This is a genomic window from Gilliamella sp. X-46 (assembly GCF_057063525.1).
In genome coordinates this window covers 466187-491265 of sequence record NZ_JBXSQH010000001.1, presented here as the reverse complement: position 1 = coordinate 491265, position 25079 = coordinate 466187, and the positions used below count along the sequence as shown (strand labels likewise).

Here is a 25079-nt window from a genome sequence, read left to right as displayed (position 1 = left end):
ATAGTATATCGCCGGTGTTTTGGCGATATGTTTTGTTTTTAATTCGATTGACTACTCAATAAATCAGCTAATAATTGTTTGTTGATAATTGCTTGTTTTTGTTGCTCTAAGCTAGCCGTGGTAATGATTGCGCTTAATGCGTTTAATGAAGTATCAAAATCATCATTAATAATGATATAGTCATATTCGTTATAATGCGAAATTTCGGCCTGCGCTTTTTGCATTCTTTTGGCTATGACGGCACTGTTATCTTGTCCACGTTTTATTAAGCGGTTTTCTAGCTCTTTTAGTGAAGGTGGTAATATAAAGATGCTTTTTGCTTGAGGCATTTTTTTGCGTACTTGCCGTGCACCTTGCCAGTCAATATCTAAAAAGACATTAATTCCTTGTGATAGGCTTTGTTCTATTTCGGCTTTGGATGTGCCGTAATAGTGGTCAAATACGTTGGCATATTCTACAAATGCATTTTTATCAATTAAGGATTCAAAGTGTTTATGATCGACAAAATAATAGTGTTCGCCATGTGTTTCACCAGGTCGTGGTTCGCGTGTTGTATGCGAAATTGATACTTTGGCTTGATGTGGTTGTTGGTTTAGATAAGCACGAATAAGACTTGATTTACCTGCACCACTAGGCGCAGAGATGATAAATAGAGTTCCTGTATACATAGATATGTTTGCCACGTTGGTTGCTATTGAGTTATTTGTTTTGATTGCCATTAATACAAGTTAAACGATATTATAGCAAAATTTGGCAATATATTGTTGCTTATTGTGAGTTAAGTAGTTTAATTTAGTGCTTAGATCTTTGTTGATAAGCGCTTTGTTGCTTGTTTGTAATATTCTGTATAGGTGTATGTTATCGTAAGGGATGATTATGTCTTTGACTTTTAAAGATGGCGTTTATGCGTGTATTCCAACGTTATTAGGCTATATTGGTATTGGCATTGCTGCAGGGGTTGTGGGTAAGTCGGCAAATCTATCTGTGTTTGAAATTACATTACTGGCTATTATTGTTTATGCTGGTGCATCGCAATTTATTATTGCGGGTTTGATGATGGTGACTACGCCTGTTTCTGCTATTATTTTTACTGTTTTTTTAGTTAATTCCCGTCATTTTTTAATGAGTATGGCAACAGCACCTGCTTTTCGTAAATTTTCATTTTTAAATAATATCGGTATTGGTAGTTTGTTAACCGACGAAAGCTTTGCTGTTGTGATGAATGCCATTGCCAATAAAGTGCCTGTAAATGCTGCTTGGATGCATGGGCTTAATGTTACGGCTTATTTGACTTGGATTATGTCTTGCTTTTTAGGTGCGGTAATTGGTGAATGGTTACCCGATCCTAATTTGTTTGGTTTAGATTATGCCTTAGTTGCCATGTTTATTGGTTTACTTTATTTGCAATTGATTGGCGATAAAAGTAAGAGCCTTAAAAATCGACTGTTAGTAATGCTTACCGTTGCTGTTATGTTAATTTTGTTAATGCGTTTTGTGTCACCTGAAATGGCGATTTTAATTAGCACTTTTGGTGGCTGTTTTATGGGTATGGCAATGGAGCGTGATAGATGACAGTTTATAGTCTATTGATTATTTTAGGATGTGGCTTAGTCACTTGGTTGCCAAGAGTGATTCCTTTTATGTTGGTTCGAAAGTTGCAGTTGCCAAATGTGGTGATTCGTTTTTTGTCGTATGTGCCTTTGTGTATTTTAACTGCACTGTTTGTGCAAAATTTGTTTGTGGCAAAAGAGGGGCAGTTTCCTAGTTTTCATGTGGAATATTGTTTGGCGACAATTCCGACCATCATTGTTGCTGTTATCACGAAAAATTTAATGTGCATTGTAGTTGCAGGTATGTGCTTTATGGCACTGATTCGTTATTTTGTGGTTTAATTTAGTTCAATTGAACAGACGTTTATTGTTGTTTTTGTGATGTGTTAAAAAAACAGGGCTATTTGCCCTGTTTTTCTATTATGTTCTTTCTTTTTGTTCTAGTTTGCTAATCGATTTTAATAGCTTTTCGGCTTCGTTATTTTGGCCTAATTGATTAAGATAGGTCGCCATCGCTTTTTGATAAGTCATGTTGTTCATAATGGCTCGTGGTTGTGAGTACCACCATTTTATAAGTGCTTGCGTATCGCTGTCGGTCGATAATTGCTTAATTCTGGCAATATAAGCCGCTTGTTTAAACTGATCGAGTTGCGATTCGCTATATGCTTTAGCTTTATACATTACTGGTAATAGATCTATAACAGCTTGGTAATCACCAGTTTCGTAATAAAGTTGATCGGCTAATCTAAGCACTTCGACATTGCGGGGCTTTTCATTTAGTAACTGTTCTAACGCACTACGTGCAGCAGTGTATTCGCGGTTTTTTAGTTGTAACCGAATTTGTACTAATTGAAAGGCAAACATTTCTTTAGGTTGACAGCTTTTAGCCGCTTGTTCTAGCGATTGGTTGGCCGGAATTAATTCGTCGTTGTCAATTTGCGCTTGCGCGGCGAGTAAATACGATAAAGTAGTGTTTTTTGCTCCTTTGGCACTTTTTACAAAAAGTCTTGCAGCTTGTTGATAATCACCTTCTAGCAATAAAATTTGCGCTTGTTCAATGCGTTTTATCGATTTTTTAGGTGATTTTAAGCGTAACCAATTACCTAATACAGTTTTAGAATTTAAAATTTTATTGAAAATAGAATAAATTAAGTAAAGGCAAAGCAGACCAATTAATTCAAGTATCATAAATGAATTAAACGACATGCTGACACGGTAATTTAAAAATTCAAATACCGCTGAACCTTGGTGTCCTTGTAATAATGGTCCAAGAAAAAATCCACCCACTAGCACTAAGAAAATAATTAGTATTTTTATCATTATTATTCTCCTATTTTGCCAACATTGAACGAACGCGAGATTGCATTAGTTTTTCAAGTTCGCTGATGCTAGTTAGATTTTCAGGAACGTTTTGGTCGCTGATTGATTGACTTTGTAAAGTCTCAAGTTCATTAATAAATGCTTTAACGCTTGGTGCATTACCATCAAAATAGGCATTCACCCAAGTTGCAGTATCGCTAAGTGCACGTTGATAAATAAGATCTTGATGCCTTGGTACCGCTTGTGCTGCAATCAATAGGCGGAAACGGATATTTTCACGCAGGTAAAGCGATTGTTCTATGCTTAATGGCGCTTTTAATATTTGGCAATGGATGATTTGTTTTTCATCTTGGCCAGCATGTTCTAAGCATGCTTTGAAGCTGTTGTCTTTATTATCAAGCTTTTCAATGGTGATGAATTTATCCATAAAAGTCTTGGCGCTATTGAATAGATTATTAGACCAATCACTGGTTGATGAGGATATTTCGCTATTTGTATTGTCAGCTGTATTATTTGTTTGTGCATGCTGATTGCTTGCTGCGTTAGCGATTTCGGTTTGTGGTTCTTTGTTGTCGTTTGTATTGGTTGAGTCTTCGTTATATTGGGTCATGCCAAGATCGATTTCTTGGTAATGACCCACTAAAGGTAATTCGGTAAGCGAATCTGACAATCCAATTAAGTTAATAATAATGCCGTCAGTATCAATAAAGCTTACTTGAGCAAGTGAGTTAATATCTTTACTGATCGCTTGCCGAGCAGGTAATAGGCTAGGATCATCAGCTTGAGCTAGACTTTCGTCAGCACTTTTAAGAAGTAGCCGTGCTGATGTATAATCTTGGTCATTCCAAATTTTACGTCCCGCTAAGTGTACCAAATAGTTTGCTTGTGAAATCAACCAAACTTTATGATCTGTGGTTGACATAGCCGCTAAACGTTCGTTGATGTTTTGTAAGCTTTGTTCGTTGAGCTTTAAGGTATCATTCACTTGGTTGCTTAATTGTTGTTGTACTTTTTGCTGATCGCCAAGTTCACGCTCTACACGCTGTTCTAATGTATTGAATTGTTGATTTTGTTTGTTAACCGCATCGCTAATACTATTGTTAAGGTCGTCTGTTATGCTCTGCTTGGTGGTTTGTTTTAAATTGGCTAGTTCTGTTTGTAATGTCGAGATGGTCTTTTTTTGCATTTCAACTTGGTTGTAACCATAATAAAAGCCAATACCACTTAAGCAAACGGTTAATGCTATCGCCAGTATTGATAGTTTTGATACCGGCACTTTGTTTGTGTGACTGTTATTACTGTCTTGGGGCTGAGCTTTAGATTCTAAAGTTGTAGTAGATTGTGAGCCTGTTTGATTTTTTTTGTCTTCTTTCATAATCTTATTCGCTTCATTTTGATTCGTTGTTGTCGTTGGTTGACTAAATGAAGTTGTGTTAATAGTTGAGAGTGTTGCGTTGGCACCATAATATTTTGGCGGCATAAATAACCTCATTTAGATTTATTCAAAATTGATATTGGCATTATGACATAGAGTTAACATTGTTTTAAATAAAATTTGATTATTTGCACCTACTATTTGCAAAACGTTTTGCCAGTTTAGTTGTTGTGCTTTTTTTAAAATTCGTTCACTGGTGACAACGAGCTGAGCCTGCTGTTTGTGTTGTCTTTGGCAATAAAGTTCAAGCTGTATTAAGTGTTCAACACTGGTAATAATGATAATTTGATTGTTTATATTGTTAGCCAAAATATTGTCACAATAGGTTATTGGCTTTCGATGATAACATGCTAGCAATTTAACTTGTGCTTGTTGTGTTGTGAGTGTGTCTGCTAATAATTGCCGGCCTGAGTTACCCCGTAAAATGAGTACGGTGCGATGTGCTAGCATTATGTTTTTGAGTAAGTCTAATAAGCCTTCGCTATCTTCTTGTTTAGGGTAGCTGACTTTAGTTGTGGTTAGTTGACTTAATAAATGTGCCGTTTTGTTACCAATTGCGAAATAATGTACATGCTTTGGAAAGTATAAATCGGGCAAATGTGCTTTGATGGTATAAATTACTTGTGGCGATAGCGCAATAACAATGTCTGATGGCAAAAGGCGGTTAAGTTGTTGCTGTAAATCAACCAGCTCAGAGCTGGGTAAAATATCAAATAAGGGAAGGTGAGTTGCCGGTAAATGGGCTTGATTCAGTTGTTTTGTTAGTTCCTCGCCATCGGGCGAGGGTCTTGTTACATAAATCATTCGCCTATTAATTCCCGTAGTATTTTGTCAGCACCTTGGTTTAATAGCTGTTTGGCTAGGTTGTGGCCCAGTTGTTCGGCTTGGCTTGCAGGGCCTTTTAGTTCAGCTCTGATTATTTTTGACCCGTCAACACAGCCAACAAATCCTTGTAAAGTTAGCGTGTCATTATTTAGCTGGCTATAGCAGGCAATAGGTACTTGGCATCCACCTTGTAGCGCTTCATTCATTGCTCTTTCTGCTATAATGCATTGGCGGCTGTGGTTGTCATCAAGTGGAGCTAATAGCGATAATAGGTATTCGTCATTACTTCGTGTTTCAATGCCAATAGCTCCTTGACCAACCGCAGGTAAGATTAAATTGATATCAATATACTGTTTTATTCGGTGTTCAAGCGCTAAGCGTTTTAGTCCAACTGACGCTAAAATAATAGCATCGTATTCATTGTTATCAAGCTTTGCTAAACGTGTTCCAACGTTGCCACGTAGTTCTTTAATTTGTAAGTGGGGGTATTTAGCTCGTAGCTGACATTGGCGTCGTAAACTTGATGTACCTACAATTGCACCATTGGGTAATTGGTCTAAGTTGGCGTATTGGTTTGACACAAAAGCATCACGTACTTCGTCGCGTTGACAAATTGTTGCTAACATTAATCCCTCAGGAAACTCAGCAGGAATATCTTTTATTGAGTGAACAGCGATATCCGCTTCGTTATTTAGTATCGCTTGTTCAAGCTGTTTAACAAATAGTCCTTTTCCACCAATTTTTGATAGGGGGCTGTCTAGTAATACGTCGCCTTTAGTGACCATCGGAATCAATTCCACCGTTAAATTAGGGTGAGCAGCTAGCAGTTGTTGCTTAACAAAATTAGCTTGCCATAGCGCTAAAGGGCTTTTTCGTGTTGCAATGCGAATGTTCAATGGATTTCTCTATTTTCTTTTTTTATTAGGTGATTTATATTTACTGCGCAAGTGCATTTTTCGTTTGATTTATATCGATCACTTGAATAGTAATATTGCCTAACGCAGTGTGATTTGCATTAGGCTAATTACATTTAAACAGTTAGGCTAAATCGTCAACAAAGCTAACTGCATAACCAATATAGTTAGCCGGTGTTAGCTGTTTTAGCCGTGTTTTTTCGTCTTCGGGTAAATCTAACGAGTCAATAAATTCTTGCATGCCTTTAGCATCAACACGTTTTCCTCGGGTTAGTTCTTTTAGTTTTTCGTAAGGCTTTTCGATGCCGTAACGGCGCATGACGGTTTGAATTGGTTCTGCTAATACTTCCCAGTTTCGATCAAGTTCTTCAAGTAAGTAATCATGATTAACTTCAAGTTTATTTAAGCCTTTTAAGGTTGATTGGTAAGCTATAATGGCATAACCAATACCTACACCTAGATTGCGTAATACTGTTGAATCGGTCAAATCGCGTTGCCAGCGGGAAATAGGTAATTTGCTACCTAAATGGTTCATGATTGCATTGGCAATACCTAAATTTCCTTCTGAATTTTCAAAGTCGATTGGGTTAACCTTGTGTGGCATGGTTGAAGAGCCGATTTCTCCAGCAATGGTTTTTTGTTTAAAGTGATTTAACGAAATATATCCCCAAACATCGCGATCAAAGTCGATCATAATGGTATTAAAACGTGCTACACAATCAAAGAACTCGGCAATATAGTCATGGGGTTCAATTTGGGTGGTATAAGGGTTCCATTTTAATCCTAGCGAGCTAACAAATTCTTCGCTGAATTTATGCCAATTTACTTGTGGGTAAGCAACCATATGTGCATTATAATTGCCTGTTGCACCATTAATTTTACCCAGTATTTCAACTGATTTTAGTTGTTTTAGTTGACGTTTTAAACGGTAAGCGACATTGGCAAATTCTTTACCAATTGTTGATGGTGTAGCAGGCTGACCATGTGTTCTTGAAAGCAGCGGTAAATCGCGATAAGCTTTGGCTTGCGAGGTGATTTTATCAATCAGCTTGTTCCAATATGGTTCTAATACCGTTTCTTTCGCTGTTTTTAGCATTAATGCATAAGATAAGTTGTTGATGTCTTCTGATGTGCAGGCAAAATGGATGAATTCATTAATCGCATGTAATTCTTCATTGGTGCTGACTTTTTCTTTTAAAAAGTATTCTACCGCTTTGACATCGTGATTTGTGGTTCTTTCGATTTCTTTAATACGCTTAGCATCTTGTTCACTAAATTGCTCAACAATTTTATTAAGGTGATCGATAGCTGATTGACTTAAGGATGGAACCTCTAAAATATCTGCTTGAGAGGCTAACTTTTGTAACCAACGAACTTCAACTTGAACACGGTATTTTAATAAGCCATATTCGCTAAAAATGGTGCGTAATTCTGTTGTTTTGTCACCATAACGTCCATCAATTGGTGAAAGGGCAGTAAGTGCAGATAATTCCATCGGTTTAACTCCGTTGCTATTTTGAAATATCAATTATAAAGTGTAAATTAGCTTGCGCGATTAATTTGGTCCAGCAGTTGTTGTGCAGCATTACAAATACGTTTACGGCAAAAAATAAACTGAAAGCGACTACCGCCAACTTGATACCATAAAATGGCTGATCGAACACACCCCAAAAGCGCAGTTCTTACTTTTGCTTGCACTAATGAGTTTTGTAAAAATTCGATTTTACCAGTAACTTTTATTTTAGTTGATATTGGGCTGATAATGTCAGAATAAATTCCCGCTAATGAATAAGACAGATCATCAACATTAGCACTAACAGTTTCATCGTTCATTTCCGAATAAAGCCCTGAAATGCGTCGTAATCGCTGGTCTATTTTATCTAATGCATCGTTATTTTTTAATAATTTACTTGTAATACTAAGTGTGCCAAATATGTAACGAATAATTTGGACTTGTTCTTTTTGTCCTGATGATAATAGTTGTATTAACGTTTGTAAGCCTGTTTTAACATTTTCAATACCATCATAAACATCATCCGTTGTTTTCGGTGAAGTTTTAAACACGCTTTTTATTGCTCGTTCATAAAGTATTGCACTACAAACCCCTGTGTTGGCAAGTTGTGGCACTAATATTGCGCTTTGCGTAGCACCTGCTAGGGCGATGGCAATATGATGGTATTTGTTATTCACTTTAGTACTCCTTACTGCTTTTTATTCGTTCTTCTATAATGCCGCCACCAAGGCATACTTCATTTTTATAAAAGACGGCAGATTGACCTGGTGTAACAGCCGCAACAGGGTTGTCAAAAATGACATTAATTTTGTCGTCAGCTAGAGGTATTACTTGGCAAGCGATATCTTGTTGGCGATAGCGCGTTTTTACCGTACAGTTAAATGGTTCGGTTACCACTTTACGGTCAACCCAATGGAGTTGTTGAGCAATTAATCCGTCTGAAAATAGTGCTGGGTGGTCATGACCTTGTGCCACAATTAATTCGTTATTGGTTAGGTCTTTGTCAACTACATACCATGGTGTGTCATCGGCTTGTTTTAAACCACCGATACCTAGTCCTTTACGTTGCCCTAATGTGTGATACATCAGACCTTGATGCTGGCCTATAATTTCACCATCAACTGTGCGAATATGACCTGCTTGAGCGGGTAAATATCGGGCTAAAAAGTCACTAAACTTGCGCTCACCAATAAAACAGATACCCGTTGAGTCTTTTTTTGCGGCGGTAGCTAAACCAAGTTGCTGGGCAATTTTACGTACTTCAGGCTTTTCAAGCTCTCCGACGGGAAACAAGCTTTGGCTTAGTTGTGTTTCGCTCAAAGTGTAAAGAAAGTAACTTTGGTCTTTATTAGTGTCTATGCCACGTAATAATTCAACTTTACCATCTATTTCACGTTTACGAACATAATGCCCAGTGGCAATAAAGTCAGCGCCGAGATCTTCGCCGGCATACTCTAAAAAGGCTTTAAATTTAATTTCTTTATTACATAAAATATCGGGATTTGGTGTTCGGCCTGCTTGGTATTCCGATAAAAAATGTTCGAACACGTTGTCCCAATATTCGGCAGCAAAATTAACAGTATGTAATTTGATGTTTAATTTATCACAAACTGCTTGTGCGTCTGCTAAGTCAACAGCAGCGGAGCAGTATTCTTCGGTGTCGTCTTCTTCCCAATTTTTCATAAATAATCCAACAACATCGTATCCTTGTTGTTGTAATAAATATGCAGAAACAGAAGAATCAACACCACCAGACATACCGATAACGACTTTTTTTCGAGTGTTTATATTTGACATAATGACTATAATTAATAGGTAAAATTAATAAAAATTTAACATCAATTTTAGCATAATTAAGGAAAAAAGCATAAAGTTATGCAGATAAAGATTACTGTATTGATTCATTTTTTATACAAATTTAATATTAACTTAATACTACATTTATATTTAAACGAATACTTTCACGAAGCTTTTTGTCGATTTTTTGTTTTTTTATTTTCGCAGAAAAAAATGCGATCGCATAAGATTAAAACAGCTTTACCAGTCAAAACTTATAAAGCTGCTATTATTTAAAGGTCAAATCAAATTAATTAAGATCTTTTAAAAGGTAAACAACAAGCCCAATAATTTTAAAATCTTGTTGACCATATTTATCGCCAATAATGGCAGGGTATTTAGGATTATCACAAAGTAGTGCCAAATTGACGCCTTGATTTTGAATGCGTTTTATGCTGATTTGATCTTCATATTCAACAGCATACAAATAGCCGTCAATTGGTTTGTAATGCGCTTTGTTGACAATAAGAATATCGTGGTTTGATATTGTAGGCTCCATGCTATCGCCTTTTGCCCATACTGCAGTTAAATCTTCGCAACTACAACCTTGATGTTTTATTAAAGTCATATCAAATGGGATTGATTCGATTTGCGAATAAGATTTACTTGTTTCGTTTAAATGATGAAATGGAATATGTACAAAGTTGCTATATTTGGACTCTGCCAATAATCGACATTCTCCTTTTCCTGTTGCTAACCACTCAATAGGTACATCACATTTTTGGGCAATAATCGCCAGTCTATTTAATGCAGGATAGGTTTTTCCTGATAGGTAATCCCGTATCACAGCTTCTGACATACCAACTTTTTTTGCAAATGCGTTACCCGATACTCCTTCTAGTACTAAGTTTAATCTTTTCTTAAAATCAATAACTCCTGTATTAGTTAGGATTCGTGTTTTTTCTTCTTCTGTTGTTTTTTTTATTTTGTTTTCTGTCATTTTTCATTTTATTCCATATGCTTTTTCGTTTTTTTTATTTTAATTCGTTTTTTTATGTGCTATTCTTTGCTTGTAATTTTTATCTTTTGAATATTTTTTTGAACGTTGTAATACCGATAATCTTTACAACAGCAAAAGTTTAACCAATAGAGGATCTCATAATGAGAGAGCAAGATCAAGACTGGGCCCCATCTAGAGTAGTGGGAGAAATTAAAATTAGAGGTGGAAATTTAAGAGCATTGTCGAGAGCGAGTGGATTACAAGCTGATACTTTAAGAAACGCATTATATCGACATTGTCCTAAGTATGAACGAATTATTTCCGAGTATTTGCAATTCCCTGTTGAAAAAATTTGGCCATCGCGCTATCAACCAAAAGCAAAAAAATAATATTAATTTGCAAATAAAAAAGACGCTTATCAACGTCTTTTTTATTATTAGTTATATTGTGATTTATTTTTTAGCTAATTCTGCTGCTTTAACAATTGCCGCAAAAGCATCAGCTTTTAAAGATGCACCACCGACTAATGCACCGTCAATGTCTGGTTGAGTAAATAATTCTGCTGCATTTTTGTCATTAACAGAACCACCATATTGAATGATCACTTGTTGTGCCACTTTTGCATCTTGTTTTGCAATATGATCACGAATAAATTTGTGAACAGCTTGAGCTTGTGCAGGGGTTGCAGATTTGCCAGTTCCAATTGCCCATACAGGTTCATAGGCAATAACAGCACCGTTAAATGCTTGAACGCCAAGCGCTTTGATGACGGCGTCAATTTGACGAGCGCAAACAGCTTGTGTTTGACCAGCTTCGTTTTCAGCTTCAGTTTCACCAATACATAATACAGGCACTAAACCGGCTTCTTTAATGACACCAAATTTTTTAGCAATAAATTCGTCAGATTCTTTGTGATAAGTGCGACGTTCAGAATGACCAATAATGATGTGAGTCACACCAATATCTTTTAACATTTCTACTGATACTTCACCAGTATAAGCGCCAGAAAGATGAATGCCGACATCTTGGGCTCCTAAAATGATGTTAGTTCCATCTAATTGGTGCTTTACAGAATCAAGATAGACAACTGGTGGTGCAATTGCAACATTACATGATGTGTCGTTTGATAGCTCTTTCCGTAGTCCTGCAATTAGGTTTTTAGCCATATCGATACTACCATTGAGCTTCCAGTTTCCCATAACAAGTGGTTTACGCATAATTTTCTCCAACTTAAGGTTTAAAATAGTGTTGATTTTAGAATGAATTCGGTATAATGATTAGCATTATACACCAAATAAATTGAGCCTGAGGAAAAATATGTCATTAGAAATATTGAACCAATTAGAGAATAAAATCCAACACACTGTTAATACTATCACCACATTACAACAAGAAATTGCAACTTTAAAACGAGGTAATCACGAGTTGGAGCAACTAATCAATGATAGTTCTGATGAAATGAAAGCACTACGTGACGAAAACGAAAAACTAAAACAAGATCAACAAATATGGCAACAACGTATCCAAACTTTATTAAGTAAAATTGGTGAAATTACGCAATAATTGATTCGAATTTTATTAACGCGACTTAGGTCGCGTTTCTTTTATTCTTAATTGTTAATAGTGGCGAAGATTAAGTTTAATGCAACAAAAACTAAAATCACTCTGGCTGACCGAAACCATCCATTTAATTGAGACCGAATCTGGACGGTTTGCTGACCAAGATATTAATAGACAAGTAAGAGTAGAACAGATATCGCTCACAGATCGAATTGTGATGCGAGCAACCATGTTGTCTAAACAAAATGGGTTATATTCGGCGCAGAAAATACTGTTAAGATCTGTTAAATTTTCTTTTGTGCTATTACTGCTGTTATCTGTGTTTTTGGGAAGCTCTTTGGCATTGGGAGCGTTAAGTCAAAATCCAATCAATTTGTATTGGGCACTTTTTAGTTTATTAGGTGTGCATTTGATTACATTATCTATTTGGCTTAGTTCGTTTTTTTTCTTTGCTAATTTTGGTGGCAGTTTGTTGATTCATGTCTGGTTGTGGTTAGCGAAAAAACTATCTCAGAAAAAGACTGTACAACAGCTTATTCCTGCGTTTGTTGAACTGTTTGGTTCGCGAGTTCGCTGGCTTATTGGTTTTGTTCTTAATCTGTTTTGGACTGTGATTTTAAGTAGTGCATTGTTGGTGTTAGTTGTGTTATTTTCAACCAAACATTATAGCTTTGAATGGCAAACGACATTACTTAGTTCTGATACCATTATTAATTTAACTCGTTATTTAGGTTATTTACCCTCATTATTGGGTTTTGACATTCCTAAAGATGATGTAATAAAGTTAAGTGAACATGCTTTAAATGCTGGTGAAGTGCGTTCGTCGTGGGCTATTTGGTTGTTGGGTGTGTTTATTATTTACGGGTTAGTCGTGCGATTTTTATGTATGGTATTTTGTGGTGTTAATTGGTTAATTAGTTGCCGTCAAATTAAGCTCAATATTTCACATCCAGATTATCAAATATTAGCCAATCAATTACAGCCATTACTTATTAACATTGAAGATGCCGATAAATTTGGCAACAACGATCACCAATGGCATTTGCCAACACATTCTATTGAAGATGGAAAAGGCGCTTTTTTGGTTGCCATTGATGTGCAAGAAAGTTGGCATCATCCAGAGTTTGTTTCATTTTTAGGTTTTTTAAATACTCGTGAACAGCGCAGTAAAATTCTAGATTATCTGCAATTAACACCTGCTAAAAAATTATTAATTGCAATTGATACCGATAGAGCACCCGATAGGGGACTATTGAATTTTATTAATCAACTGATTAATAAATCGCAACAAAGTCGTATTTGGTTTATTAATCAAGGTAAGCAGTATCATAATTGGCAATTGCTATCTTTACAGTTAGCTGAACCTGATTGGTTAAGCGAGGACCTTTAAGATGTTATCAACATTAAAATTAGCTGTGGTTGGTCATGCCAATGTTGGCAAAACATCATTATTACGTACTTTAGTTCGGAATAACCATTTTGGTCAGGTATCGGATCGCCCTGGCACGACAAGACATGTTGAATCAATAACATTGCCACTTGAAGATAGTAAATCGATTGTTTTTTATGACACCCCAGGATTAGAAGACAGTTTAGCCCTTTATGATTACATTAACCAACTTGTTCCCGCTAATTCAAAACTTGATGGTATTGATAAATTAACATTTTTTTTACAAAGTCCAGAGTCTGAAAACGTATTTAATCAAGAAGCTAAAGTTATTAGACAATTGTTAAATAGTGATGCAGCCATCTATGTGATAGATGTGCGTGAACCAGTATTATCCAAATATCACGATGAGTTAGCTATTTTAGCTAATAGTGATAAACCAATATTAGCCGTTTTAAATTTTATCGCTGATAGTAACCAAAATGAAAAGGAATGGAAAAGATTGCTGTCACGCGTTGGGATTCATGCTATTATTAAGTTTGACGCTATTTTTCCACCTTTAGATGGCGAAGAGCGACTATATCGTAGCCTTGCTTTATTGGTTGAACCAGCTAAAGAAATATTAGATAATTGGCTAGATAAAATCTCACAAATTCGTGATTCTCGTAATCAAACCGCTAATCGGATTATTGCCGAAACGCTTGTTGATGTTACTGCCTTTTACAAAATGGCTAAACTAGACGATCGCCAAGCAATTACTGATTTGCAAAATAAAGTCAGAAAGCGAGAACAAATAGCGATCAATGAATTATTAAAATTGTATCAATTCGATTCAACTCAAGAGAGTGAAGAGAGCTTGCCTTTAATCAAAGGTCGTTATAATGCTGACCTTTTTAATGTTGATGCACTAAAAACGGTGGGCATGCATTTGACTAAAGGTTTTGTGTCAGGCGCAACAATTGGTGCAAGTATTGACTTAGCAACTGGTGGTATTTCGCTTGGCTCGGCTGCGTTAATTGGTGCAGCAGTTGGTAGTTTAATGCAAACTGCTAAACATTATGGTTCTAGAATGCGGTATCAGCTTTCTGGATATAGTAAATTAAGTGTTGATGATGTTATTATTTGTTTTCTTTCTTTACGATTAATTCGCCTTAAAGAAAGTTTAAATCATCGCAGCCATGCGGACATGAGCCCTGTTAGATTATCTAAATTAGATAAAAATGAATGGGAAAAGGGCGTGTTACCTAGAAGTCTAAAGGTAGCAAGACGTTATCCGCATTGGTCGACGTTAAATAAAGGAACAAAAAGAAATGACAAAAAAAGACAATCGACTATTAGGAACGTTGCTCAGCAACTGCATTAATGTAAAGAAACGTTTTTTAATAACTACATTGATCTTTTCTCTCTTTGTGTTATTTGGTTGTAGTACTAGTCAAGGTCAAGTTTCTACTAAAAATATCAAATCAGATTCAGCTATGTTAGCTAAAATAGAATCTCACTATAAAAAATGGCAAAATACGCCGTATCGTTATGGCGGCACAACTTTGTCCGGTAGTGATTGTTCTGCTTTGGTGATGAATTTTTTCAAAAATAGACTTTCAAAAACCTTACCAAGAAGCGCAGCTGAACAAGCTCAATTAGGTGTTAAAGTAAATACACCTAAAGCTGGCGATTTAGTATTCTTTAAAACAGGCCGTAGCCGTAGTGGCCTACATGTTGGTATTTATTATGCTGATGGTAAGTTCTTACATGCTTCAACCTCAAAAGGGGTTATCTATTCAAACTTGAATGAGGATTATTGGAAGAAGCATTACTGGATGGCTCGTCGCATAACGGGTAGCTAAATAGCTTCTTTTTTTATCATTTTTCACGAATAATTGTAACGAAAAAAGCGCTTTAAATTAATTAATATTTATAGCGCTTATTTTTTATCTACCATAAAAATAATTATAGTTAAATTTTTCCTTTTTCTTTTAATTCATTCATTATATTAGCTACATAAAGCATTTCGCCAGGTGAACCAAGTGATATTCGGCACCAATTTGTTGCTGGTTCAAAATCTCTACCAATCAATATAAAATTATTTTTCATTAGTTCACGATAATTTTTTAAATCGATAGGGCTTTTGTGAAACATAAAATTAGTTTCTGATTTTAGATAGTGTAACCCTAAGTCTGATAGCGTTTTTTCCATGATTTGGCGTGATACATCAACCGCTTTTTTTGAATAAGTCAAAAATGATTGATCATCCATAGATGTCAGCGCTGCACAAACACCACAATAGTTGAGCTTTTCACCTGCGACATATTGAGCCATATTTTTAATATTTTCAATTGAACTAACTACATAACCTACTCGTAATCCTGCCATAGCATGAATTTTTGAGAAGGTTTTAAGTAAGATAATATTATCGCAACCTTGTATAATTAGCTTATCGACTGATTTAAATGCAGGATCATTAACAAATTCAGCATAAGCCTCATCAACAATAAAAATTGTATTTTTAGGTTTGCTTTTGATCCAAGGTTCTATTTGATGCGTTGCAAAAATAGTTGAAGTAGGATTGTTAGGATTAACTAAATAGACAATTGAAAAACCTTTATAATCTTCAACTGCCTTCTGTAAACCTTTGATATCAATTTGCCAATCAGGCAAACTCGGGACTTTGGTTATATTTAAATTAAAAATCTTTGCAAAATGTTCTCCATCGCTATAGGTAAGTTCGGGAATTACTAGCTGAGTGTTGGGTTTAACAAATGCGGCAATAGCACTACGAATACCTTCTGATGAGCCAGCAGTTAGCAAAATTTGAGCATCATCAACGTTATGATGTTTAGCTAAACGTTTATTAAGTAGTGGCATTTCGGCTTTGGCATAACGATTAGCTTTTGGTACGGCATTTATTGCTGCTTGTTTTGCACTTGGCGACATTCCAAGTGCATTTTCGTTGAAGTTTAGCCTTACTGGATTGTTAACATTGGGTATTACCACTTTATCAAGCATGGGAACAGAGAATGAGACTGAGTTTTGTGCTTCTATTGCGTGAGCTTTAGATAGGAATTGATTAATAGATAGCCCTGCAATTGCTGCACTAGAAAATGTGATTAGTTTTCTTCTACTGACATTGATATTAGATACCATGATACACCTCATGTTTTAGTTGATACTTACGTACTTAATTATTGATATTGCAAAATTAATACCAATTTTAAAAAATTGTATTTTTTGCTTATTTTTAATAAAAAGATCATATGTATATAGATAAAAAAACAGATTTGGTTTCCTATCTGGTATTTAAATATGCACTTAATTGGTGCTTTATTGCTTAATATTAGGAGATAAAAAACCAGTTATTGTTAAGGCAATAACTGGTTTTATTGATTGGATAATCATAAGCTATGCGTTATGATCAACTATCGGCAGGAGGCTCAATATCTGAAAAGGTAGCCAGCATTTGCAAGAATTTATACTTCGAATTTACCATTTTAGTGGAACGCTCATGCAAAGTGTTTGCAATGGTTGGCTCTAATGTTTCTAAACGGCGGAAACGCTGCTCTTTCAATAAAATGCTTGATAATAATTCGCTATTTGGTGCTTTTGAATCAAGTACCAAACCTGGTTTACCTTCTATCATACGACGTGGATCATAACGGTAAAGAGGCCAGAAACCAGATTTAACGAGATCCTTCATTTGTTCATGTGATTTAGCAAGATCATAACCATGTTCTTCACAAGGGCTATACGCAATAACCAGTGATGGGCCATCATAGGCTTCGGCTTCTTGTAAGGCTTTAAGGGTTTGGTTAAGTTGTGAACCTAATGCAACTTGCGCAACATAGACATGACCATACATCATTACGCTAACACCCAAATCTTTACGCGCTTTATGTTTACCTAAATCAGCAAATTTTGATACAGCACCCATTGGCGTCGCTTTAGACTGTTGACCTCCTGTATTGGAGTAACATTGCGTGTCTAATACCAATATATTGACGTTATCGGTTAAGCTCATGACATGATCAAGCCCACCAAATCCAATATCGTAAGCCCAACCATCACCACCTATGGCCCAGACTGATTTGTCAACCAAGTAATTGGCATCTTGGATTAACTCTTGTGCTTGTGCAGATGCTAAGTGGGCAAGTTGTTCACGTAGCAATACGATTTGTTGGCGTTTTTCAGCGATAGAGGTTTCTGATGATTTTAACGCCATTACAATTTCTGGCGAAATGTCGCCAGCGACATAATCAAGCAAACGTAACGCACGTTTTTTATGTTGGTCATAAGTAATGCGATAACCTAATGCAAATTCGGCATTATCTTCAAATAACGAATTAGCCCAAGCCGGCCCACGACCATCGCGATCGGAGGTATAAGGTGACGATGGCAAATTACCACCATAAATTGATGAACAACCAGTGGCATTGGCAATCGCTAAATGGTCACCATAAAGTTGTGTTAATAACTTAATGTATGGGGTTTCACCACATCCAGCACAAGCACCTGAATATTCAAATAAGGGTGTAAGTAATTGTGAGGTACGAACATCAATGCGTTCGAGTGTTTTTATATCACGATCTGGTAATGCCATAAAATATTCAAAATTGGTGCGCTGAGTATCAAAATTATCGATGCGCGATTGCATGTTAATAGCTTTAATTTCAAAGTTGTTGCGATCACGTGCTGGGCATACTTCAACACATAAATTACAACCCGTACAATCTTCAGGCGCAACTTGTAATACATAGCGTTGTCCTTTCATATCGCGGGCTTTGACTTCAAGTGAACTTAATGAGTCTGGTGCATTGACCATATCATCAAGCTCAACAACTTTGGCGCGAATAGCCGCATGAGGGCAAGCAACTACACAGTGGTTACACTGAGTACACAGTTCAGGTTGCCAAATAGGGATCTGTTCTGCAATATTACGTTTCTCCCATTTTGTTGTTCCTGTAGGCCATGTACCATCAGGCGGGAATGCTGATACCGGCAAATTATCACCTAATCCAGCTAACATTGCGGCAGTCACAGTTTTAACAAAATTAGGGGCATTCGTTGGAACAATAGGTGGCATGTTCGCACTGCTTTGATCTACACAACTAAGTGGAATTTGCTCCAGTGAAGCGATAGCTAAATCAAGCGCTTTCCAGTTATTTTCAACCAAATTTTGCCCTTTACTACTGTAACTTTTAGCAATGACTTCCTTTAATTGGGTAATACTAAAATCATTTTTAAAAATTTCAGCAAGGTGAAAGAAAACCGCCTGCATAACGGTATTGATTCTTGCCCCTAAATTACATTCACGAGCAATTTTTGCTGCATTAATGATGTAAAAATGTGCTCGTTTTTGAATTAATTGCACTTGGACTTCTTTAGGAAGACGGTGCCAAATTTCATCTTTACTATATGGTGTATTAAGCAAAAAGATTCCGTCGTCTTTTAATTTATCAACAATTTGGTATTTATCGATAAACTGATCTTGGTGGCATCCAATAAAGTGTGCACTGGTAATTAAATAAGGGGAATCAATAGGATCTAAGCTAACTCTTAAGTGAGAAGTAGTTAAACCACCCGCTTTTTTGGAGTCATAGACAAAATATCCTTGTACATAAAAAGGCGAACTATCACCAATAATTTTAATATTATTTTTTGTTGCCGACACTGTGCCATCACTACCAAGTCCATAAAATAAGGCTTCAAGTGAAGATTTTTGTGGAATAGATTGATCTGGCAATGGTAATGACAGCCCAGTAACATCATCATAGATACCAACAGTGAAGCGTGATCTTGGTTTTGTTAAGTTAAGTTCAGTAAAAATAGCAAGTACACAGCGAGGGTCAAACTCTTTAGATGACAACCCATAACGCCCACCCACAATATACGGCATGCAAGTTCGTTCACCACGCGATAAGCTTTCAGCAAATGCGGTTATGATGTCTAAATAAAGTGGCTCAGCTTGTGCACCAGGCTCTTTGGTTCTATCAAGAACGGCTATTTTATTAACAGTATTAGGAATAACGCTCAGTAAATGGTTGGCTGAAAAAGGGCGAAATAATCGAACAGTCACAACTCCAACTTTTTCGTTTTGTTTAAGTAAAACGTCAACCACTTCTTTAGTCGTGCTTGCTCCCGAACCCATAACGACAATAATACGTTCGGCATCGCTAGCACCATAATATTCAAAAGGTTGATATTTTCTGCCTGTTTCTATTGCAAAAGCGTCCATGGCATCAACAACATGTTGGTAGGTGTCATCATAATACTTATTTATTGCTTCTCGGCATTGAAAGTAGGTATCAGGATTGGCAGATGTACCGCGAGTTACTGGATTATCGGGTGTTAAAGCTCGTTCACGATTAGCTTTAATTGCTTCGTGAGGTAATAAGTTATGGATTTGTTCATCACTTAGTGGATAGATTTTATTTACTTCGTGCGATGTTCTAAATCCATCAAAAAAGTGAACAAAAGGAACACGGCTATTTAAGGTTGCTATTTGTGAAATCAGAGCAAAATCTTGTGCTTCTTGCACAGAACTTGAACAAAGCATAGCAAACCCCGTTTGCCTAATTGCCATTACATCAGAATGATCGCCAAAAATAGACAGAGCATGAGTTGCAACAGTACGTGCGGCAACATGCAAAACAAAAGGGGTAAGTTCGCCCGCTATTTTATACAGCGATGGGATCATTAAAAGCAAACCTTGTGACGAAGTAAACGAAGTGGCTAGTCCACCTGTCATTAATGCACCATGAACAGTTGCAATAGCACCAGCTTCGGACTGCATTTCAATTACTCTTGGCGTATCGCCAAATACGTTTGGCTTGTTAAATTCAGCCCACGTGCTAGCTTGTTCGGCCATTGTTGAGCTTGGAGTAATTGGATAAATAGCAATGACTTCGTTTGTACGATAAGCAACGGATGACACCGCACTGTTAGCGTCTGATATGATCATTAAAAAAACCTTATATTTTAAAGTATTGCGACATTACTAAATTATTATAAATTTGTATCATTGTATCAGAAACTAAGATAGCTTTTTGTTATTTTTATGTTAAATTTTTTATCATTACCGCTTTAGATAAAAAGCAAAAATAATGCTTTATGTTAATATCAAGCATCTATCAGGAATACTTCATTTATAACACTTAAAAAGTTGATAATACATTAAATAAAACATGTAAAAATGGACTATTTACAAAATAGTTCATTTTTTAAATTATGCTTTGCAAAACATATTCAGAAGTCTATACCACTTGGTTATTAAAAACGCCGAAAAAAATGTGTTTTAGAGGACTATTTTAGCCATATATATCCCAAAGATATCTTTAATTAAAAATCTTAACAAAGCTTTACAAAATTTAATTTGAAAAGGAATAGCGAACTAAAATTAAGCAGTTTATAATTCGCACGTTTTATATAAATTCAGATCATTAAACGAGTAAATGGCTATAAAAATATAAATTAAACAAAATCTTATAATGGGTGGAATATTATGTTTTACCATAGACAAAAGCAGTCATATATTCTAAATCTTTTTAATTATTACAGTAGTCAAAAGCAAAATTTTTCCTCACTTTTATCATTGAACTTAACGGACTTACCCAAGTCATCATTGTTTTTTGCACCATTTTTGTTATTACCGTGTTCATTAAGTTTACAGGCATTATCGGTGCAAACTTCAAACGTCATTCAAGGAACAGCTCCGTATTTAACGTTTGATGATGGAACCACTAAGGTAATGAGTTTTGAAGGGGTATTAGGTATAAAATTGGCAAATATCAGCTATATACCACAAGGTATAAATAGCACAGTTTACCCAAATGCAACTATCGATACATCAAACATAAATAACCCAATTGAGATGCCAAACACAACCTATACTTTTGCGGATATCCAAACAATTGTACCCGTTGCAAGTTACCCTAATATCTCGTTAACTAACTTGCTTAATGCGCCATATAATTATGGGCGAGATGATGATGGTGATGGAGGTATCAATGCAACAGGCAATTTGACGATTAAGTGGCAAGATAGCAGTGGTAAAGATATTACAGAGGATGTTAAAGCTAATCCAAATATGGAATTAAATTTTTGTAATGCACCTTATCAGCTTACATTAAGTGCAACGGATGGCTACTTATCAACTGAATATGGTATACCTAAAACTACTTACTTTAATAATGCGAACCATAGCTACTATATTAATCCGAATCGAATAAATGCAAAAGTCTGTTTTGCTCAGCCGAGTTTACATGCACAACAAGGTGATGAACAAAAGGAATATTGGGTTAGAAAAAAAGGTTTTAAAGTGCAACCATTTAACAACCCAACCAATAATTTTCCAACGACAGGCTCAAACAAAATGTTTTTCTACCTGCTGTTGGCAGGAATTACACCAGAGCAAGTTATTGCAGTCAATGGCTCAACAGTACAGGGAACTGGAGGGAACGTAACATTGCAATTAAGTGCGGCAACCACACATGGTTGGGGAAGTATTAGTTACCCCGAGAGGGAGTGGGCTCTAAAGGTTGAACTAATTGGGCCGACTCGAAACTCGACAAATACAAGATTCTTACCAACAGAGTTTAAATTATATTCTGATACTATTGGTGGTCACTTAATTTATAATTTTAAAATAGAGCGTTGGTTTATACCTCTCCCTGGACAAGTAAATGGGTATTGGAATGCTCAAAATTTTTGTAGAAGTTTAGGATATGGTTATCGGATTCCTGGCGTTGAAGATTATACTAATGCGAATCGTCCAGATATTGGTTGGAATAGTGGTATACCAGGCAGAAATATCAATATGTACCGAAGAGCTTTAAGTTACCGAGACGGTAACCGCTGGGTTGGAGGATTCTTTAATGAGTGGGGAGTTATGAGCGACGCAAATAGTGGTTATCCTGGTACTGACTGGAGCGTCTACGACTATTGGGCTTATCAAGCGCGAGGCGGGAATGAATGGTATAGCGTTGGTTCGGGTGGTGGTAACATTAATACTACTGCTATTTCTAGTCATTTATATAATACTAATAAAGCAGCATGTGTAAGCCCTTAATGTGATGAAGTAATTTGCTCGTTGGTCACCAAACAATAGCTAAATACGATTTATTAAATGATACAGCTAGATGTTTACAAAGTGTTACGATCTGGCAATAACGATCTAAAAAGTGGCATATTATCCATCTAACAGATGGATAATATGAAAATACTATTTATTTGATTACAACACGCTCGCCTGATGTAGCGTGTTTAATTTCACCTAATAACCACGCTTTTTCACCATGGTTATTTAGTAAGCTAATTGCTTTATCGGCTGACTGTTTAGGTAATGCGATAATTAAACCGACACCACAGTTGAAAGTTCGGTACATTTCGTGACGGCTAACATTGCCTACTTGTTGTAGCCAATTAAAGATGGCTGGCCATTGCCAACTTGCTTCATTAATGACTGCTTGAGTATTTTCAGGTAAAACACGAGGAATGTTTTCCCAAAATCCGCCACCTGTAATATGGGCAATGGCGTGCACGTCAACTTGAGCGATAAGATCAAGAACAGACTTAACATAGATCTTCGTTGGTGCAAGTAAGTGATCGGCAAGTGGTTTGCCATTTAGCTTTTCGGTAGCAGGGTTTACGCCACTAACTTCAATAATTTTACGTACTAACGAATAGCCATTAGAATGAGCGCCGCTTGATGCTAATGCAATTAATGCATCACCGTCTTGCACTTTGCTACCGTCGATCATGGCAGACTTTTCAACGACGCCAACACAAAATCCTGCCAAATCATAGTCGTTGCCGTGATACATACCTGGCATTTCGGCCGTTTCACCGCCCACTAAAGCACAGCCTGATTGTTTACAACCTTCGGCAATGCCAGTCACTACAGTGGTTGCTACATCGACATCAAGTTTGCCGGTGGCATAATAATCAAGGAAGAATAAAGGTTCAGCACCTTGTACAATTAGATCGTTAACACACATTGCCACTAAATCAATACCAATCGATTCATGGCGGTTTAAATCCATGGCAAGACGTAATTTAGTACCCACACCATCAGTGCCTGATACCAAAATAGGTTCTTTATATTTTTGTGGAATAGCACACAGTGCGCCAAAGCCACCCAGTCCACCCATAACCTCAGGTCGCTTGGTTTCTTTAACGATAGATTTAATGCGATTAACAAGTTCGTTGCCAGCATCAATATCGACACCGGCATCCTTATAACTGAGAGATTTATTATTTGACACAGGAAGCAATCCTTACAATAGAAACTGGGCTACTATTTTAGCAAGGATGAAATTTAATGGCGATTAATTATTTACAAAATAACCAATTAATTAAAATTGCTAATTATTTTCAAACCAGCTTTCTAGAATAATAATGGCAGAAGTTGCATCTACATGGCCTTTTTCCAGCGCACGATAACCCCGTGAAGCAAAAATATGGGATTTTGCTTCAACGGTCGATAATCGCTCATCTTGCAAATGTACTTGATAACCAAATCTACCATGTAGACGATTAGCAAATTTACGTGCTCGTGCAGTCAATGGTTGCTCACTTCCATCCATATTTAAAGGTAGCCCAACGACTAAAAAATCCGGTTTCCAATCATTTAATATTTTTTCGATAGCTTGCCAGTTAGGAACGCCATCGCGTGCTTTAAAAGAACACAAAGGATTGGCTGTTTTAGTAATATCTTGACCAATAGCCGCTCCAATACTTGCCGTGCCAAAATCAAATGCAATAATTGTAGCCATAGGTTATGCATTACCCATTTGGTGTGAAATAGTATTGATATTGATACCAAGTGATTCGGCTGCTTTTTGCCAACGTTCATCAATAGATACTTCATAAATAATTTTAGGATCAGCATTCGTGACTAACCAATCATTACGGGCAATTTCGCCTTCAAGTTGTAATGATTGCCAGCTCGAATATCCCAAAGCCAAAAAGATATTTTGCGGTTGCTCGGGGGAGCCGATTGATTTGAGCGCATCGAGCGAAGTTGTAATCATTACATCATCTGAAATTTGAATGCTAGAAGCAAATTCTTGTTGAGGTGTATGCAAAATAAATCCTTGCTCTTCAGCAAGTGGACCGCCACAAAACACAGGATGCTCTAATTCAGCACAGCTTTTTGGCGCCGTAATTTCTAATCGTGTAAGAACGGTTTCTACATTAAGCTCAACAATCGGTTTATTAATCATAATGCCCATGGCACCATCGCGGTTATGTTCGCAAATATAAATGACAGAACGACTAAACAACGAGTCATCCAATGTTGGCATAGCAATAATAAAATGATCTTTTAAATTCATAATCTCACATTTAGGTAACTTTTATAATGCACATTTGCCAATTTTAACGTTATGCTCAACATGACAGCGCATTAATAATTCAGGCTCATTGGTTTCTTCATTGATCGATTCTGAAACAATATCAAAATTCTGAGTAAGATAAAAATCAATCGCCGCAGTATTTTTTTTATAAACATGCACTAACAGTTCATTATGGCGCTGTTTGGCTTTATTAACTAACGCTTTACCGACACCTTGATGACGGTAATTTTGATCAACAAACAGGCCTGAAATGTAGTTTTCAGTTAAACCAATAAACCCTTTTATGCCATTAAGATCTTGTACATATAAAGTGGACATTGGGATTAGCATTTTTACTAAATCATAATTTTGTTTAAAAAATTCAGGATCGATAAAGTCATGAGCTTGCAAATTACCTTGCAGCCATATTGCCATGACGCTGTTTAAATCTTCGGGTTTATATTCTCTAATCATT

The 25079-nt window shown here is 36.4% G+C and carries 24 protein-coding genes; 8 read left to right on the top strand and 16 right to left on the bottom strand.

Annotated elements, in window-relative coordinates; translation table 11 throughout:
* Nucleotides 1–38 precede the first annotated feature (38 nt).
* Nucleotides 39–668, bottom strand: a complete 630-nt coding sequence (gene gmk / locus ACYIAJ_RS02515; RefSeq protein ID WP_483558794.1) for a guanylate kinase — start codon at nt 666–668, stop codon at nt 39–41.
* Between the two features lie 208 nt (nt 669–876).
* Between gmk and ACYIAJ_RS02510 the strand changes: the two genes are divergently transcribed.
* Nucleotides 877–1572, top strand: a complete 696-nt coding sequence (locus ACYIAJ_RS02510) for an AzlC family ABC transporter permease (protein ID WP_483558792.1) — start codon at nt 877–879, stop codon at nt 1570–1572.
* Nucleotides 1569–1892: an AzlD domain-containing protein gene (locus tag ACYIAJ_RS02505; protein ID WP_483558790.1), complete on the top strand. Its 324-nt coding sequence runs from the start codon at nt 1569–1571 to the stop codon at nt 1890–1892. The genes ACYIAJ_RS02510 and ACYIAJ_RS02505 overlap by 4 nt, the downstream gene beginning before the upstream one ends.
* A 78-nt stretch (nt 1893–1970) precedes the next feature.
* Here the strand turns inward: ACYIAJ_RS02505 and ACYIAJ_RS02500 are convergent, their stop codons facing one another.
* The 8 genes from ACYIAJ_RS02500 to ACYIAJ_RS02465 form a co-directional block, all read right to left on the bottom strand.
* Nucleotides 1971–2870 carry a heme biosynthesis HemY N-terminal domain-containing protein gene (locus ACYIAJ_RS02500; RefSeq protein ID WP_483558788.1) on the bottom strand — a complete coding sequence of 300 codons (900 nt, stop codon included), beginning with the start codon at nt 2868–2870 and terminating at the stop codon, nt 1971–1973.
* Between the two features lie 10 nt (nt 2871–2880).
* Nucleotides 2881–4350, bottom strand: coding sequence for a uroporphyrinogen-III C-methyltransferase (locus tag ACYIAJ_RS02495; RefSeq protein WP_483558786.1), 1470 nt, complete (start codon nt 4348–4350; stop codon nt 2881–2883).
* Nucleotides 4351–4368: 18 nt separating this feature from the next.
* A complete protein-coding gene (locus ACYIAJ_RS02490) occupies nt 4369–5109 on the bottom strand; it encodes a uroporphyrinogen-III synthase (RefSeq protein ID WP_483558784.1) in 741 nt (246 codons plus the stop codon).
* On the bottom strand, nt 5106–6026 hold the full coding sequence (hemC, locus tag ACYIAJ_RS02485) for a hydroxymethylbilane synthase (RefSeq protein ID WP_483558782.1): 921 nt from the start codon (nt 6024–6026) through the stop codon (nt 5106–5108). Before hemC ends, ACYIAJ_RS02490 begins: the two co-directional genes overlap by 4 nt.
* 142 nt (nt 6027–6168) lie before the next feature.
* The gene (gene purB, locus ACYIAJ_RS02480; RefSeq protein ID WP_483558780.1) at nt 6169–7539 is read right to left on the bottom strand and encodes an adenylosuccinate lyase; all 1371 of its coding nucleotides are present in this window, start codon (nt 7537–7539) and stop codon (nt 6169–6171) included.
* A gap of 47 nt (nt 7540–7586) precedes the next feature.
* Complete coding sequence (hflD, locus tag ACYIAJ_RS02475) at nt 7587–8234, bottom strand: high frequency lysogenization protein HflD (RefSeq protein WP_483558778.1); 648 nt, start codon at nt 8232–8234, stop codon at nt 7587–7589.
* Between the two features lies 1 nt (nt 8235).
* Complete coding sequence (mnmA, locus tag ACYIAJ_RS02470; RefSeq protein ID WP_160403103.1) at nt 8236–9354, bottom strand: tRNA 2-thiouridine(34) synthase MnmA; 1119 nt, start codon at nt 9352–9354, stop codon at nt 8236–8238.
* A gap of 289 nt (nt 9355–9643) precedes the next feature.
* Complete coding sequence (locus ACYIAJ_RS02465; protein ID WP_160403105.1) at nt 9644–10333, bottom strand: LexA family transcriptional regulator; 690 nt, start codon at nt 10331–10333, stop codon at nt 9644–9646.
* A gap of 161 nt (nt 10334–10494) precedes the next feature.
* On the opposite strand from ACYIAJ_RS02465, the gene ACYIAJ_RS02460 reads away from it, so the two are divergent.
* On the top strand, nt 10495–10722 hold the full coding sequence (locus tag ACYIAJ_RS02460; RefSeq protein ID WP_483558776.1) for a helix-turn-helix domain-containing protein: 228 nt from the start codon (nt 10495–10497) through the stop codon (nt 10720–10722).
* A 63-nt stretch (nt 10723–10785) separates the two neighbouring features.
* Here ACYIAJ_RS02460 and tpiA read toward each other — a convergent pair whose 3' ends face one another.
* A complete protein-coding gene (gene tpiA, locus ACYIAJ_RS02455) occupies nt 10786–11550 on the bottom strand; it encodes a triose-phosphate isomerase (protein WP_483558774.1) in 765 nt (254 codons plus the stop codon).
* 100 nt (nt 11551–11650) lie between these two features.
* Between tpiA and zapB the strand changes: the two genes are divergently transcribed.
* The 4 genes from zapB (at nt 11651) to ACYIAJ_RS02435 (ending at nt 15124) form a co-directional block, all read left to right on the top strand.
* On the top strand, nt 11651–11896 hold the full coding sequence (gene zapB / locus ACYIAJ_RS02450; RefSeq protein ID WP_483558772.1) for a cell division protein ZapB: 246 nt from the start codon (nt 11651–11653) through the stop codon (nt 11894–11896).
* Between the two features lie 79 nt (nt 11897–11975).
* Complete coding sequence (locus ACYIAJ_RS02445; protein WP_160403111.1) at nt 11976–13283, top strand: DUF2868 domain-containing protein; 1308 nt, start codon at nt 11976–11978, stop codon at nt 13281–13283.
* Between the two features lies 1 nt (nt 13284).
* Nucleotides 13285–14643 carry a DUF3482 domain-containing protein gene (locus ACYIAJ_RS02440; RefSeq protein ID WP_483558770.1) on the top strand — a complete coding sequence of 453 codons (1359 nt, stop codon included), beginning with the start codon at nt 13285–13287 and terminating at the stop codon, nt 14641–14643.
* Nucleotides 14591–15124 carry a C40 family peptidase gene (locus ACYIAJ_RS02435; protein ID WP_483558768.1) on the top strand — a complete coding sequence of 178 codons (534 nt, stop codon included), beginning with the start codon at nt 14591–14593 and terminating at the stop codon, nt 15122–15124. The genes ACYIAJ_RS02440 and ACYIAJ_RS02435 overlap by 53 nt, the downstream gene beginning before the upstream one ends.
* Before the next feature lie 109 nt (nt 15125–15233).
* On the opposite strand, the gene ACYIAJ_RS02430 is transcribed toward ACYIAJ_RS02435, so the two are convergent.
* Entirely contained in the window at nt 15234–16421 is a 1188-nt protein-coding gene (locus tag ACYIAJ_RS02430; protein ID WP_483558766.1) for a pyridoxal phosphate-dependent aminotransferase, read from the bottom strand.
* 268 nt (nt 16422–16689) lie between these two features.
* The gene (gene nifJ, locus ACYIAJ_RS02425; protein ID WP_483558764.1) at nt 16690–20232 is read right to left on the bottom strand and encodes a pyruvate:ferredoxin (flavodoxin) oxidoreductase; all 3543 of its coding nucleotides are present in this window, start codon (nt 20230–20232) and stop codon (nt 16690–16692) included.
* Nucleotides 20233–20772: 540 nt separating this feature from the next.
* On the opposite strand from nifJ, the gene ACYIAJ_RS02420 reads away from it, so the two are divergent.
* Nucleotides 20773–22338, top strand: coding sequence for a hypothetical protein (locus tag ACYIAJ_RS02420; RefSeq protein WP_483558762.1), 1566 nt, complete (start codon nt 20773–20775; stop codon nt 22336–22338).
* 157 nt (nt 22339–22495) lie between these two features.
* Here the strand turns inward: ACYIAJ_RS02420 and purM are convergent, their stop codons facing one another.
* The 4 genes from purM to ACYIAJ_RS02400 form a co-directional block, all read right to left on the bottom strand.
* Complete coding sequence (gene purM / locus ACYIAJ_RS02415; protein ID WP_483558760.1) at nt 22496–23533, bottom strand: phosphoribosylformylglycinamidine cyclo-ligase; 1038 nt, start codon at nt 23531–23533, stop codon at nt 22496–22498.
* Nucleotides 23534–23632: 99 nt separating this feature from the next.
* Entirely contained in the window at nt 23633–24043 is a 411-nt protein-coding gene (ruvX, locus tag ACYIAJ_RS02410) for a Holliday junction resolvase RuvX (RefSeq protein WP_483558758.1), read from the bottom strand.
* Between the two features lie 3 nt (nt 24044–24046).
* Entirely contained in the window at nt 24047–24604 is a 558-nt protein-coding gene (locus ACYIAJ_RS02405; RefSeq protein WP_483558756.1) for a YqgE/AlgH family protein, read from the bottom strand.
* 21 nt (nt 24605–24625) lie between these two features.
* Nucleotides 24626–25078 (bottom strand): GNAT family N-acetyltransferase, encoded by a 453-nt coding sequence (locus ACYIAJ_RS02400; RefSeq protein ID WP_483558754.1) that lies wholly within the window; start codon nt 25076–25078, stop codon nt 24626–24628.
* Nucleotide 25079 lies beyond the last annotated feature (1 nt).

Bases quoted from the DNA above. Each gene is read 5' to 3' on its own strand.
- gmk (WP_483558794.1), bottom strand. From the start codon at position 668: ATGTATACAGGAACTCTATTTATCATCTCTGCGCCTAGTGGTGCAGGT.
- ACYIAJ_RS02510 (WP_483558792.1), top strand. From the start codon at position 877: ATGTCTTTGACTTTTAAAGATGGCGTTTATGCGTGTATTCCAACGTTA.
- ACYIAJ_RS02505 (WP_483558790.1), top strand. From the start codon at position 1,569: ATGACAGTTTATAGTCTATTGATTATTTTAGGATGTGGCTTAGTCACT.
- ACYIAJ_RS02500 (WP_483558788.1), bottom strand. From the start codon at position 2,870: ATGATAAAAATACTAATTATTTTCTTAGTGCTAGTGGGTGGATTTTTT.
- ACYIAJ_RS02495 (WP_483558786.1), bottom strand. From the start codon at position 4,350: ATGCCGCCAAAATATTATGGTGCCAACGCAACACTCTCAACTATTAAC.
- ACYIAJ_RS02490 (WP_483558784.1), bottom strand. From the start codon at position 5,109: ATGATTTATGTAACAAGACCCTCGCCCGATGGCGAGGAACTAACAAAA.
- purB (WP_483558780.1), bottom strand. From the start codon at position 7,539: ATGGAATTATCTGCACTTACTGCCCTTTCACCAATTGATGGACGTTAT.
- mnmA (WP_160403103.1), bottom strand. From the start codon at position 9,354: ATGTCAAATATAAACACTCGAAAAAAAGTCGTTATCGGTATGTCTGGT.
- ACYIAJ_RS02465 (WP_160403105.1), bottom strand. From the start codon at position 10,333: ATGACAGAAAACAAAATAAAAAAAACAACAGAAGAAGAAAAAACACGA.
- ACYIAJ_RS02460 (WP_483558776.1), top strand. From the start codon at position 10,495: ATGAGAGAGCAAGATCAAGACTGGGCCCCATCTAGAGTAGTGGGAGAA.
- tpiA (WP_483558774.1), bottom strand. From the start codon at position 11,550: ATGCGTAAACCACTTGTTATGGGAAACTGGAAGCTCAATGGTAGTATC.
- zapB (WP_483558772.1), top strand. From the start codon at position 11,651: ATGTCATTAGAAATATTGAACCAATTAGAGAATAAAATCCAACACACT.
- ACYIAJ_RS02445 (WP_160403111.1), top strand. From the start codon at position 11,976: ATGCAACAAAAACTAAAATCACTCTGGCTGACCGAAACCATCCATTTA.
- ACYIAJ_RS02440 (WP_483558770.1), top strand. From the start codon at position 13,285: ATGTTATCAACATTAAAATTAGCTGTGGTTGGTCATGCCAATGTTGGC.
- ACYIAJ_RS02435 (WP_483558768.1), top strand. From the start codon at position 14,591: ATGACAAAAAAAGACAATCGACTATTAGGAACGTTGCTCAGCAACTGC.
- ACYIAJ_RS02430 (WP_483558766.1), bottom strand. From the start codon at position 16,421: ATGGTATCTAATATCAATGTCAGTAGAAGAAAACTAATCACATTTTCT.
- nifJ (WP_483558764.1), bottom strand. From the start codon at position 20,232: ATGATCATATCAGACGCTAACAGTGCGGTGTCATCCGTTGCTTATCGT.
- ACYIAJ_RS02420 (WP_483558762.1), top strand. From the start codon at position 20,773: ATGTTTTACCATAGACAAAAGCAGTCATATATTCTAAATCTTTTTAAT.
- ruvX (WP_483558758.1), bottom strand. From the start codon at position 24,043: ATGGCTACAATTATTGCATTTGATTTTGGCACGGCAAGTATTGGAGCG.
- ACYIAJ_RS02405 (WP_483558756.1), bottom strand. From the start codon at position 24,604: ATGAATTTAAAAGATCATTTTATTATTGCTATGCCAACATTGGATGAC.
- ACYIAJ_RS02400 (WP_483558754.1), bottom strand. From the start codon at position 25,078: ATGATTAGAGAATATAAACCCGAAGATTTAAACAGCGTCATGGCAATA.